This is a genomic window from Streptomyces sp. NPDC047706 (genome assembly GCF_043204795.1).
Classification (GTDB): domain Bacteria; phylum Actinomycetota; class Actinomycetes; order Streptomycetales; family Streptomycetaceae; genus Streptomyces.
Genome location: NZ_JBIDCW010000018.1, coordinates 20023 through 32756 on the forward strand (window position 1 = coordinate 20023; position 12734 = coordinate 32756).

10 protein-coding genes and 1 pseudogene are annotated in these 12734 nt (G+C 72.4%); 2 read left to right on the forward strand and 9 right to left on the reverse strand.

The window, feature by feature from the left end:
* Window positions 1-65 precede the first annotated feature (65 nt).
* The 4 genes and pseudogenes from ACGF8A_RS21440 to ACGF8A_RS21455 form a co-directional block, all read right to left on the reverse strand.
* A pseudogene (locus ACGF8A_RS21440) lies at window positions 66-311 on the reverse strand (EamA family transporter); the annotation flags it as partial.
* 32 nt (window positions 312-343) lie between these two features.
* Window positions 344-841, reverse strand: a complete 498-nt coding sequence (locus ACGF8A_RS21445; protein WP_393110441.1) for a YbaK/EbsC family protein — start codon at window positions 839-841, stop codon at window positions 344-346.
* Between the two features lie 150 nt (window positions 842-991).
* Window positions 992-3202 (reverse strand): MMPL family transporter, encoded by a 2211-nt coding sequence (locus ACGF8A_RS21450; protein WP_393110443.1) that lies wholly within the window; start codon window positions 3200-3202, stop codon window positions 992-994.
* Between the two features lie 125 nt (window positions 3203-3327).
* Window positions 3328-3927, reverse strand: coding sequence for a TetR/AcrR family transcriptional regulator (locus ACGF8A_RS21455; RefSeq protein ID WP_393110445.1), 600 nt, complete (start codon window positions 3925-3927; stop codon window positions 3328-3330).
* A 189-nt stretch (window positions 3928-4116) separates the two neighbouring features.
* Here ACGF8A_RS21455 and ACGF8A_RS21460 point away from each other — a divergent pair, with 189 nt between their 5' ends.
* A complete protein-coding gene (locus ACGF8A_RS21460) occupies window positions 4117-7410 on the forward strand; it encodes a S41 family peptidase (RefSeq protein WP_393110447.1) in 3294 nt (1097 codons plus the stop codon).
* 96 nt (window positions 7411-7506) lie between these two features.
* Here the strand turns inward: ACGF8A_RS21460 and ACGF8A_RS21465 are convergent, their stop codons facing one another.
* The 4 genes from ACGF8A_RS21465 to ACGF8A_RS21480 form a co-directional block, all read right to left on the reverse strand.
* Window positions 7507-7698, reverse strand: coding sequence for a hypothetical protein (locus ACGF8A_RS21465; protein WP_393110449.1), 192 nt, complete (start codon window positions 7696-7698; stop codon window positions 7507-7509).
* An 81-nt stretch (window positions 7699-7779) separates the two neighbouring features.
* On the reverse strand, window positions 7780-8664 hold the full coding sequence (locus ACGF8A_RS21470; protein ID WP_393110451.1) for an SDR family oxidoreductase: 885 nt from the start codon (window positions 8662-8664) through the stop codon (window positions 7780-7782).
* Window positions 8661-9587, reverse strand: coding sequence for an alpha/beta fold hydrolase (locus tag ACGF8A_RS21475; protein WP_393110453.1), 927 nt, complete (start codon window positions 9585-9587; stop codon window positions 8661-8663). The genes ACGF8A_RS21470 and ACGF8A_RS21475 overlap by 4 nt, the downstream gene beginning before the upstream one ends.
* Window positions 9584-11098, reverse strand: coding sequence for a flavin-containing monooxygenase (locus ACGF8A_RS21480; RefSeq protein WP_393110455.1), 1515 nt, complete (start codon window positions 11096-11098; stop codon window positions 9584-9586). Before ACGF8A_RS21480 ends, ACGF8A_RS21475 begins: the two co-directional genes overlap by 4 nt.
* A 140-nt stretch (window positions 11099-11238) precedes the next feature.
* Between ACGF8A_RS21480 and ACGF8A_RS21485 the strand changes: the two genes are divergently transcribed.
* The gene (locus ACGF8A_RS21485; protein ID WP_393110457.1) at window positions 11239-11889 is read left to right on the forward strand and encodes a MerR family transcriptional regulator; all 651 of its coding nucleotides are present in this window, start codon (window positions 11239-11241) and stop codon (window positions 11887-11889) included.
* Window positions 11890-11909: 20 nt separating this feature from the next.
* On the opposite strand, the gene ACGF8A_RS21490 is transcribed toward ACGF8A_RS21485, so the two are convergent.
* The gene (locus tag ACGF8A_RS21490; RefSeq protein WP_393110459.1) at window positions 11910-12713 is read right to left on the reverse strand and encodes an exodeoxyribonuclease III; all 804 of its coding nucleotides are present in this window, start codon (window positions 12711-12713) and stop codon (window positions 11910-11912) included.
* Between the last annotated feature and the right edge of the window lie 21 nt (window positions 12714-12734).

The window sequence follows — 12734 nt, forward strand, 5'->3', positions numbered from 1 at the left end:
CCCCACCACCGGCGGTCCGGCTGCCGGGGCCGGGGGCCGGGACGACCTCCCGGCCCCGGCCAAGGCGCCGCGGCGATCCGTGCCGCCCCGATCCTCTCCTTGAAGACCACGGCCCCTACGGCGGCGCCCACGATGACCGACGGCTCGCGCAGGGCGGCGGTCGGCGCGAGTCCGGCGCGGGTCTGCGCCCGCGGGATCAGGGCGTAGGCACCCGCGGACAGGCCGGCGCCCTGCAGCCCCGGTCCGGGGAACGGCCGCAGGCGCGCGCGGGTCCGCGTGCGCCAGAAGCACAGCGCGTACGCCGGGATGACCACCCCTTGCCCGGCCGCGGTGACCAGCGGGGTCACGCAGCGCGTTCGCGGACGTCCACCAGGGTGCCGCCGGCATGGGCGATCAGGGCCTCGGGCGCCATCGGGAAGACGGTGTACGGCGTCCCGGCCGCCGCCCACACCACGTCGTGGCCGAGCAGCGACCGGTCGGCGAGCACCCGCGTCCTGGTCAGATGCCCGAACGGCGGGACTCCGCCGATGGCGTACCCGGTCGTCTCCCGTACGACGTCGGCGGCGGCCCGCGTGACCTTCCCGGCTCCGAGTTGGTGCCGCACCAGCTCCAGGTCGACGCGGGAGGACCCGTCCATCAGCACCAGTACCGGTACGCCGTCGGCGGCGAAGACGAGCGACTTGCAGATCTGGCTGAGCTCACACCCCACAGCGGCGGCCGCCTCGGCGGCGGTCCGCGTGGCCTCGGGAAACCGCCGGACCTGCCCCCGGACATCCGCGAGCCCCAGCTCGTCGAGCGCGGCACCGAACCGCGGGTGGACTCCTGCTTCCGAAGTGGTCATGCCCGGCACGCTAGCGGCCCGCGCAGCGCGCATGCGAACGGGTTACGCCCGGGTGAGGCGTCACGGCGTCCGGACTTCGGGCAGGAGAAGGACCGGTGAGGGCGGGCGCCGTGCGCACGGTGCCGTCACCGGTCCGTTCTCCGGGAGCCGTCAGGCGTGGACCAGCCCGCGGTCCTCGTCGTGGTCCGTCTTCGTGCGCAGGCCCTCGCCCTCGACGTCGACGTCGGGCAGCACGCGGTCCAGCCACTTCGGCAGCCACCAGGCCTTCTTGCCGAGCAGCGCCAGCACCGCCGGGACGATCGCCATGCGGACGACGAAGGCGTCGAACAGGACCGCTGTCGCGAGGCCGAAGCCGATCATCTTGACCATGGCCTCGCTGGAGCCGATGAAGCCCGCGAAGACCGCCATCATGATGACCGCCGCCGCCGTGACCACCCGGGCGCCGTGCCGGAACCCGGTCACCACCGCCTGGCTGGGCTTCTCCCCGTGGACGTATGCCTCCCGCATGCGGGTCACGAGGAAGACCTCGTAGTCCATGGCCAGCCCGAAGACCACGCCGACCATGAAGATCGGCATCATCGACATGACCGGACCGGTCTCCTCGACGCCCATCAGACCGGCGAACCAGCCCCACTGGAAGACCGCGACCACGGCGCCCAGCGCCGCCATCACGCTCAGCAGGAAGCCGAGCGCCGCCTTCAGCGGGACCAGGATCGAGCGGAAGACCACGATGAGGAGCAGGAAGGCCAGGCCCACGACCAGGATCAGGTACGGGACCAGCGCGTCGTTCAGCTTCTGGGACACGTCGATGTTCATCGCCGTCGCGCCGGTGACCAGCACCTCCGCGTCCGTGTCGGCCTTGACGTCCGCGCCCGTTTCCCGGATGGAGTGCACCAGTTCCTCGGTCGTCGCCGACGAGGGCTTGGAGTCGGGGATCACGGTGATGGTCGCCGTGTCGCCCGCCTTGTTGGGTGCCGGCGGGGTCACCGTCACCACGTTCCGAAGGCCCTTGATCTCGTCGGCCACGTCACCGAAGGCGGCCTTGGCGTCCTCGCTCGACTTCGCGTCGACCACGACCATCAGCGGGCCGTTGAAACCGGGGCCGAAGCCTTCCGAGAGCAGGTCGTAGGCCCGGCGCTGTGTCGTCGACGTCGGCTGGGAGCCGTCGTCGGGCAGACCGAGTTCGAGCGAGGCCGCAGGGACGGCGGCGGCGCCGAGGCCGAGCACGCCCAGGAGCAGGACGGCGACCGGACGGCGTACGACGAAGCTCGCCCAGCGCGTGCCCATGTTGGGACGGCCCTGCCCCCGCGGGGCGGCCGCGCGGCCGCCGCCCAGCAGCTTGCTCTTCTCCCCCGCCGGACGCACCTTGCGGCCCGCGTAACCGAGCAGCGCCGGAATCATCGTCAGCGCGATCAGCACGGCGACGGCCACCGTGCCCGCCGCCGCGACGCCCATCTTCGTCAGCATCGGGATGTTCACGACCGCCAGCCCGACCAGCGCGATCACGACCGTGAGGCCGGCGAAGACGACCGCCGAGCCCGCCGTGCCGACCGCCCGGCCCGCGGCCTCCTCGCGCTCCCGTCCCTCGGCGAGTTCCGCCCGGTAGCGGGAGACGATGAACAGCGCGTAGTCGATGCCGACCGCGAGGCCGATCATGGTGGCCAGTGTCGACGTCGTCGAGCCCAGATCCAGGGTGCTCGCCAGCGCGGTGATCGTCGCGACGCCGATGCCGACGCCGATGACCGCCGTCAGCAGCGGCAGCCCGGCCGCGAGCAGCGAGCCGAAGGTGATGACGAGGACGACCGCGGCGATCCCGATGCCGATGATCTCGGTGGACCCGGTCTCCGGCGTCGTCTGGAGCGCGTCGCCGCCGACCTCCACCGTCAGCCCGGCGTCCCGCGCGGCCTGCGCGGCCTCCTCCAGGGCCTCCCGGGAGGAGTCCGCCAGTTCCATGCCGGAGACCTTGTAGGTGACCTGTGCGTAGGCGATCGTGCCGTCCCGGCTGACCGCCTTCGCGGCGTACGGGTCGGCGACGGCGGCGACCTCGGAGCCGTCGGACAGCTCCCGGACGGTCTCCTCGACGGTCGCCTTGTTGCCGGCGCCCGTCATCTTCTCGCCGGGCGGCGCCTTGAAGACGACCCGTGCGGTCGCCCCGTCCGCGCTCATCCCGGGGAAGCGTTCCTCCAGCAGGTCGAAGGCCTTCTGGGCCTCGGTGCCGGGAATCGAGAAGGACGTGGTGCCGGGGGTGGGCGCGCTGGCCGCGCCGACTCCGGCGAGGGTCAGCAGCGCCACCCACATCAGGGCGACGAAGTGCCGTCGCCGGAAGGCGAGTCGGCCGATCTTGTAGAGGAACGTGGCCACGAGGGCGTACTCCCGGTCAGGTCGTGGTGTTGCAGGGCAGGGGTGATCACCAGCGGGGAAGGGGTGATCGTCCCGACGACGTGAGCGGTCGCGTCAGGTACCGGCGCGGGGTCCGGCGGGGAGGGTCAGGTGGTGGGGACGCCGAGGGCGGGGAGGACCACGGCGTCGATGTACGAGAGGAGGAAGGCCTTCGTCGGCGGCCGGTCGTCGATCAGCGCACGGGTGGCGAACGCGCCGAGCATCATGTGCAGCACGTAGTCCAGCGCGGGGTTGTCCGCCCGGACCTCGCCCCGGTCGACGGCCCGCTGGATCAGCTTGCGGAACTCCCGCGCCTCGGGCTCCACCAGCAGTTCCTTGAAGGCCTTCAGCAGATCCGGGTTGGTGTGCGCCGCCATGGCCAGACCGCGCATGAGCGCGGCGTTCCGCTCCATGGTGCAGTCGTCCTCGCGGTCCATCAGGGCGTGGAAGTCGCCCCGCAGGGAGCCGGTGTCGGCATCGGCGATGCTGCCGGGTTTGTCGTGCCGGATCGCCCTGGCGACCAGCTCGGCCTTGCCGCCCCACTGGCGGTAGAGCGTCGCCTTGCTGGACCTGGTGCGGGCGGCCACGGCGTCCATGGTGAGCGCGTCGTACCCGACTTCCCGGAGCAGGTCGAGCACGGCCGCGTACAGCTCGGCCTCACGCTCGGGTGTGATCCGGCTGCGACGCGACGTTGCGGCATCGGCCATGCGACTCAGCCCCTCTGCTCGATGACAGCCTCCGTACGACACGGTTTCGTACAGTACGAAGATAACGCAGCCTCTTGTGAAACGAAACCGTTTCGTACGTGTCGCCGGTCACGTCCCTCCCGAGGCCCGCCCCACCACCTTATTTGTCACGACTTGCTCGCGTCCGTCCCCCGGGCGAAGCATGGGGAGGTGACCTATCTGCGTCTGCCCCACCTCAGTGGTGACCTGCTGTGCTTCATCGCCGAGGACGACCTCTGGCTCGCCTCTCCGGACGGGCCCGGCCGCCCCTGGCGGCTCACCGTCGACCGCACCAAGGTCGGCCACCCGCGCCTCTCCCCCGACGGCCGGCTGATCGCCTGCACGAGCTGGCGCAGCCTCGCCCCGGAGCTGTACCTGGTGCCGGTGGAGGGCGGCGGTGGCCGGCGGCTCAGCTACTGGGGCAGCCCCGACACCCAGGTGTGCGGCTGGACCCCGGACGGCGACATCCTGGCCGTCGCCTCACACGGAGAGCCGTTCTCGCACCACACCTGGGCCTACAAGGTCTCCACCGACGGCTGCCCGGGCCGCAAGCTGCCGTGGGGCCCGGTCGCCGACATCCAGGTGGCGGACATCGACGGCGAACGCCGCACCCTCCTGCTCACCGGCACCCCGCCCCATGAACCGGCCTCCTGGAAGCGCTACCGCGGCGGCGCCATGGGCCGCCTCTGGCTGCACGGCACGCGTCTGCTCGCCGGCCTCGACGGCCATCTGTCCTCCCCGATGTTCGTCGGCGGCCGGGTCGCCTTCCTCTCCGACCACGAAGGCGTCGGCAACCTCTACTCCTGCGCCCCCGACGGCACCGACCTGCGCCGGCACACCGACCACGACGCCTTCTACGCCCGGCACGCCTCCAGCGACGGCACGCGCGTGGTGTACCAGTGCGCCGGGGACCTGTGGCTCGTCGACGACCTCGCCGCGGACTCGGCGCCGCGCCGCCTCGACGTGCGCCTGAGCGGTCCGCGCGCGGGGCGCCGTCCCTACCAGGTGCCGGCCGCGCACCACGTGGACGGCATCTCGGTCGACGAGACCGGCCGGGCGAGCGCGGTGGTGGTGCGCGGCAGCCTGTACTGGCTCACGCATCGCGACGGCCCCGCCCGCACCCTCACCGACACCCCCGGCGTACGAGTACGGCTCCCGGAGATGCTCGGTCCGGGCGGCCGGGTCGCCTATGTGACCGACGCGGAGGGCGAGGACGCGATCGAGATCTCCTACCTGCCCCGCGCCACCGGCGACCGCGAGCCCCGGCGGCTGGCCCGGGGTCAGCTGGGCCGGGTGCTGGAGATGGTCTGCGACCCCGAAGGCGAACGGCTCGCCGTCGCCGCCCACGACGGACGGCTGCTGCTGCTCGACGCCACGGAGGAGTCGGACGGCGAGGTGACCGAGCTGATCCGGTCGATCAACGGGCCGGTGCGCGACCTGGCCTTCTCACCGGACGGCTCCTGGCTCACCTGGTCACACCCGGGCATCGGCCGGTCGCTGCGCCAGATCAAACTGGCCCGGATCAAGGACCGTCTCGTCGTCGACCTCACCAACGGCCGGTTCGAGGACGAGAACCCGGTCTTCACCCGGGACGGGCGCTATCTCGCCTTCCTCTCCTGGCGCGGCTTCGACCCGGTGTACGACGTCCACACCGGCGACCTCTCCTTCCCGCTGGGCTGCCGCCCGTACCTGGTCCCGCTCACCTCGGCCACCCCCTCCCCCTTCGCGCTCAGCCCGGACGGGCGCCCGGCCGCCGGGGGCATGGACCCGGTCGAGGACGAGGCCGGCGCCGAGGGCGGTGAGGGCGGCGCGGTGATGATCGAGGTCGAGGGCCTGGAGAGCCGGGTGACGCCCTTCCCGGTGGCGGCGTCCAAGTACTCGGGGCTGTACCCGGTCGCGGGCGGCGGGCTGGTCTGGCTGCGCTGGCCGATCTCGGGCGCGCTCGGCGAGACGTTCGTCAACCCGGACGACACCAGCGGCCGCCCCACCCTGGAGTACTTCAACATCACCAAGGCGAAGAAGTCCGAACTCGTCGAGCACCTCGACTGGTTCACCGTCAGCGGCGACGGCACCCGGCTCGTCGTCGTCGACGAGGGCGACCTGCGCGCGGTGCCGTCCACCGAGTCCGGCGACAGCGACACGACGACATGGATCGACCTGCGCCGCATCATGCACGAGGTCGATCCCGGCGCCGAGTGGCGGCAGTCGTACGAGGAGGCGGGCCGGCTGATCCGCGCCTACTTCTGGGAGCCGGGGATGTGCGGGATCGACTGGGACGCGGTGCTGGACCAGTACCGGCCCCTGGTGGACCGGGTCGCCTCGCCGGACGAGTTCGCCGACCTGCTCCGCGAGGTGCTGGGCGAGCTGGGCACCTCCCACGCCTACGTCACCGCCGCCCGCCGCAACGAGGGCCCGCCCCACTACCAGCGCCGGCAAGGCCTGCTCGGCGCCAACCTCGTGCACCGAGACGGCGGCTGGACCGTCGCCCGCATCCTGCCCGGTGACTCCTCCGACTCCAAGGCCCGCTCTCCGCTGGCCGGTTCGGGAATCCGCGAGGGCGCGATCCTGACCCACGTGGACGGCCGCCCGGTCGATCCGGTCACCGGCCCCTACCCGTTGCTCGCGGGCGCGGGCGGTACGACGGTGGAGCTGACGTTCGCCCAGCCCGTCGCCCACCACCACCCTTCCGGGGAAGGCCTTTCGGGCCCCGCTGATCCGGCCGAGGGCGAGGAACGCTCCCGGCGGGTCGCCGTCGTCCCGCTGCTCGACGAGCGTCCGCTGCGCTATCAGGACTGGGTGGCCAAACGCCGGGCGGTGGTGCGGAGGTTGAGCGGCGGCCGCTGCGGCTATCTGCACATCCCCGACATGGGCGGCTCGGGCTGGGCCCAGTTCAACCGCGACCTGCGCATGGAGGTGTCCCGGCCCGCGCTGATCGTGGACGTGCGCGGCAACGCGGGCGGGCACATCAGCGAACTGGTCATCGAGAAGCTGACCCGCACGATCCTGGGCTGGGACCTCACGCGCGACGCCCAGCCGGTTTCGTACGCCTCGAACGCGCCGCGGGGGCCGGTGGTGGCGCTCGCCGACGAGGCGACGTCCTCCGACGGCGACATGATCACGGCCGCCTTCAAACTCCTCGGCCTGGGGCCCGTGGTGGGCCAGCGCACCTGGGGCGGCGTGGTCGGGATGACCGGCCGCCATCGCCTGGGCGACGGCACGATCATCACCGTCCCGATGAACGCGGCCTGGTTCGACGCCTACGGCTGGTCCGTCGAGAACCACGGCGTCGCTCCCGACGTTGAGGCCCTGCGCACCCCCCTCGACTGGGCGGAGGGCCGCTACGCCCAGCTCGACGACGCGGTACACCTCGCCCTGGACCTTCTGGTGACGCGGCCCGCGGCGACGCCGCCCGACCACAGCCACGTCCCGGACCGGTCAAGGCCCAAGCTGCCGCCACGGCCGTGACCTTGTCGAGGAACGCCGGGGCTACGCACGAACACAGGGTGCCCTCCAGAAGGGAGGGCACCCTGCGTCACTGGGCGAAGCCGACTACCTGCCTGTTCAGGCGTCGTAGTCCTGCGCGAACCGGTCCTCGGCCTCCTGCCGCTCCCGGTCCCGCTCGGGCTCCTGGTCGCGGCGGCCACGCTCGCGCATGGGGTCGGAGGGGCGCTCGCGCCGCTCACCCTTCTCCTGGCCCATGCGCTCCGCCTTCTGGCGCAGCTGCTCGGCCTTGTCCTGGAACTGGTCCTTCATGCCCATGAGATTCACTCCCGTAGTGGGTGGGGGATGGGGCCTCGACCAGATTTGCACGGCGGGACTACGCACGCATTTCGATCAACTACGCTGCGTAGCGCGGGCCTGTTCGTCGGCCGCGCCGCCCGCGCCCACAAGCCCCGTGCGCATCCCCTGCAACCGCGGGGCGAACCGCCGCATCTCGCGCTGCCCCACGGTCCCGATGAGCGCCGGCAGGTAACCGCGCACGCCCTGCATCCCGCGCAGCCACCACTGCCCGTACACATGGGCCGACCGCCGCTCGATCCCGGCCACGATCCGGTCCACGGCCGGCCCCAGCGGATAGGTCTTGCTGGACGGCCACGGCAGCCGCTGCCTCAACTCCCGCATGACGTCGTCCTGATCGGCCCCGCGGACCATGTCGGTGTCGGTCCAGGACAGATACGCGACGCCGACCTTCACGCCCTGGTGCCCGACCTCGGCGCGCAGACTGTGCGCGTACGCCTCCACACCCGACTTGGACGCGCAGTACGCGGTCATCATGGGCGCCGGGGTGATGGCGGCGAGGGAGGCGATCTGCAGCAGATAGCCCCGGCTCTCGGTGAGCACGGGCAGGAAGGCGCGGGCCGTCACCGCGGAGCCGATCAGATTGACCTCGATGACCCGCCGCCAGGCCCGCGGGTCGGATTCGGCGAAGGGCCCGCCGGCCGCGACGCCCGCGTTGGCGACGACGATGTCGACCTTGCCGAAACGCTCCTTGACCTCCTGGGCCACCCGCGCCATGGCCTCGTGGTCGGTGACGTCGGCGTACCAGTGCTCGCTGTCGCTGTGCAGCCGCGCGGAGACCTCTTTCAGCTCGTCCGGTTCCAGGCCGACCAGCGCGACCCTGGCACCGCGCGCCGACAGCTTGCGGGCGAGCAGTTCCCCGACGCCCCGCGCGGCCCCGGTGACGACCGCGACCTGACCCTCCAGGCTGACCCTGCTCATGCGCCCTCCTTGACCGGCTTCACCGGCGCGTACGTGGTGACGAGTTCGCGTATCTTCCCGGTGACCAGCTCGGGAGCCTCCACCGGCGTCATGTGGCCGAGCCCGGGCAACTCGGTGAGCCCGAGGCACCGCGGCAGCGCCGCGACCAGCGCACGGGCGTGCACCGGGGGCGTGAGCCGGTCACGCGCGCCGACGACGACCTCGGTGGGCGCCTGCAACTGCCTCACCCCGTGGTCGAGATCGAGCAGGCGCAGCACCCGCGACCAGCTGTGCCGTACGGCGCGGGGGCAGGCGTGCACGATCCGCGCGCACGCCTCCACCATGTGCGGGGCGGAACCGGCGCCCATGGTGGCGTACTTGAGGATCCTGCACGCCAGGGGCGTGACCGGTCCGAGGGGGGCGCGGGAGCCGAGGACCTGGCCGGTCAGCCACGTCCGCAGCCGCCCCGCCCGCATCGGCAGGACGGTCGACTCGGCGACCAGCCGCGAACTTCCGGTGCTGCACAGCAGGACGGCGGCCGCGTGTGCCCGGAAGCGTTCCCGCCCGGCCGCCGCCAGCACCGTCATGCCGCCCATGGAGTGTCCGGCGATCACCGCCCGCTCCCCCGCCGCGAGCGTGGCGGCGAGCACGGCCTCCAGGTCGTCGGCGAGGGCCTCGGTGCTGCACAGGCGGCTCGCCGGGCTGCGTCCGTGCCCGCGCTGGTCGTAGGCGATGACGCGGTGGTCGGCGGCGAGGGCGCGGATCTGCGCGGCCCAGAACGCGGTGGAGCAGGTCCAGCCGTGCACGAGGACGACGGCGGGCGCGCCGTCGGGACCGTGCACCTCGACGTGCAGGGGTGCGCCGTCGACGGAGGTGACGGTCAGTTCACGGGCGGGGACGGGCGGGGCGTAGGGGCCGGAGGCGACATGCAGCAGGCGGCTCACGCGACGGCCTCCCGCACGGCCGCGTCGCCGGCCTGCTCCGCACAGGGGCGCAGCACCTCGTACTCCCCGAGGTCCACCCGTCGCGTCGCGCGCCGGAACTCGCCCGTCGTGCCGGGCCAGATGGTGGTGTTGCGGCCGCCCGCATCCAGATACCAGCTGTTGCAGCCGCCGGTGTTCCACACCGTGCGCTTCATCCGCTCCTGGACCCTGTGGTTCCAGGCGCTCACGGCGGCGGGGCGGGCGTCGAGCGCCACCCGCCCGCCGAGCACCTCCAACTGCCGTACGAAGTCGGCCATGTAGTTCAGCTGGGACTCGATCATCAGGATCATCGACGAGTTGCCGAGGCCGGTGTTGGGCCCGATGATCGTCATCCAGTTCGGGAACCCGGCGGCCGAGGCGCCGCGCAGCGCCTCCATGCCGCCCTTCCAGGCCTCGGCGAGCGTCCGGCCGTCCGCCCCGACGACCCGCTCGGCGATCGGCATGTCGGTGACGTGGAAGCCGGTGCCGAAGATGATCGCGTCCACCTCGGCCTCGGTGCCGTCGGCGGCGACGACCGTCGAACCGCGCACCTCGCTCAGCCCGCTCGCGACGACGTCCACGTTCGGCCGGGCGAGCGCCGGGTAGTACTCGCTCGACAGCAGGATCCGCTTGCAGCCGATGCGGTAGTCCGGGGTGAGCTTGGCGCGCAAGGCCGGGTCCTTGATGGCGCGGGCCATGTTCTGCTTCGCCAGCCGCTCCACGAAGCCCAGCTCGCCCGGGCGCTTGGTGAAGGCCTGGACCTGCAACTCCCGGATGCCCCACAGCAGTCCCCGGCGGAGCCGGGCCGTCAGCGGAAGAGCGCGGTGCAGCCCTCGCTCGGCGCCGCTGATCGCGCGGTCGACGCGGGGCATCACCCAGGGCGGGGTGCGCTGGAAGAGGGTCAGCCGGCCGACCTGGGGCTGGACGGCCGGCACGATCTGGATCGCGGACGCGCCCGTACCGACCATCGCGACCCGCTTGCCGCGCAGGTCGAAGTCGTGGTCCCAGCGGGCGGAGTGGAACACCTTGCCCGGGAAGGTGTCGAGGCCCGCGATGGCGGGGATCTTCGGGTCGGACAGCGGTCCGGTCGCGGAGACGACGAGGTCGGCGGTGAGGGTGCCGGTGGCGGTCTCGATCACCCAGCGCAGCTGGTCGCCGTCCCAGGCCATCCGCTTCACCTCCGAGCCGAGGCGGAGGTGGGGGCGCAGCCCGAAGACGTCGGTGACGCGCTCCAGATAGGCGCGGATGTGCTCCTGGCCGGAGAAGGTGCGCGGCCACTCGGGGTTGGGCGCGAAGGAGAAGGAGTAGAGATGGGACGGTACGTCGCAAGCGCACCCGGGGTAGCTGTTGTCCCGCCACGTGCCGCCGACGCCGCCGGCCCGTTCCAGGACGACGAAGTCGGTGATGCCCTCGCGGCGCAGCCGCACGGCGGCCCCGAGCCCGCCGAACCCCGACCCCACCACCGCCACCCGTACATGTTCGTGCTCGGCCATACCGACGCCCCTCCATGCCGTTCTGCGACTCCACGACCTTGCCAGTGAATACTGGCGCAATCGGAGACTAGAGGAGCGGCGTACTGATGGGTAGGGGCGGCACAAGGAAAGTTACCGGCGGTACGCCGTAGGGTGCGGACGTGACCGACAAGCGTGAGTACCGCATGGAGGAGCTGGCCCGCCTGGCCGGCATCACGGTGCGCACCCTGCGCTTCTACCGCGAACGCAAGCTGATCCCACCGCCCCGCCGCGAGGGCAGGATCGCCTGGTACGACGATCACCACCTGGCCCGGCTGCGCACGATCGGCGCGCTGCTGGACCGCGGCCACACCCTGAACGGCATCGCGGAACTGGCCGAGGCCTTCGACCACGGCCGCGACGTGGCCGACCTGCTCGGCGTCGGCGCCGGAGCCCCCACCGAGGAGGAGCCGGTCCACCTCACCCCCGAGGAACTCGCCGCCCGCTTCGAGGGCGAGGCCACACCGGAGAACCTGGCCGCCGCGATGGACCTCGGCTACCTCGGCACCGACGGCGACGAGATCGTCCACATCAGCCGCCGCCTGCTGGACGTGTCCTCGGCCCTGGTGCGCGAGGGCATCCCGCTCGCGGAGGTGCTCCGGGCCGGCAAGGAGGTCCGCTCCCACGCCGACGCCCTGGCCGAACTCTTCGCCGGCCTGGTCCTCCGCCACGCCTCGGCCGAGGACCTGCCCCGCCTGCGCCCCCTGGCCCGCAGCGTGGTGGAGGCGGAACTCTCCCTGGCGCTGGACCGGAGGATGCGCAAGGAGCCGTGAGCGCCAGCCGCGCGCGGACCCTAGCGGCCGTAGACGACGGTCACCGGGGCGTGGTCCGACCACCGCTCACCATGGGTGGCGGCCCGCTCCACGTACGCCTTGAGCGCGCGATCCGCGAGCCCGGGAGTGGCCGCCTGGTAGTCGATCCGCCATCCCGAGTCGTTGTCGAACGCCCGCCCCCGGTAGGACCACCAGGTGTAGGGGCCCTCGGCATCCGGATGCAGGGCGCGTACGACGTCGACGTAGCCGCCCGCCCGGGGGTCGAACACCGCGGTGAGCCATTCGCGTTCCTCCGGCAGGAAACCCGAGTTCTTCGTGTTGCCGCGCCAGTTCCTCAGGTCGGCCCGCTGGTGGGCGATGTTCCAGTCGCCGCAGACGACCACCTCGCGCCCGTCCGCGGCGGCCCGCTCCCGCAGACCCTTGAGGTAGGCGAGGAACTCGCCCATGAACCGGACCTTCTCGTCCTGCCGTCCGGTGCCCACCTCGCCGGAGGGGAGATAGAGGGAGGCGACCGTCACACCGGGCAGGTCGGCCTCGACGTACCGCCCACTGCCGTCGAACTCCGTGGACCCGAAGCCGACCCGCACGGCGTCCGGCTCACTCCGGGTGTACAGGGAGACGCCCGCGCGCCCCTTGGCGGCCGCGGGCGCGTGCACCACATGCCAGCCCTCCGGCGCCCGCACCTGCACGGGCAGTTGCTGCGGCTCGGCGCGCACCTCCTGCAGGCAGAGCACATCAGCCTGCGTCCCGGCGAGCCACTCCACGAAGCCCTTCTTCGCGGCGGCCCGCAGCCCGTTCACATTCACAGAGGTCACAGTGAGCACCGGGGCACCCTACCGGCACAC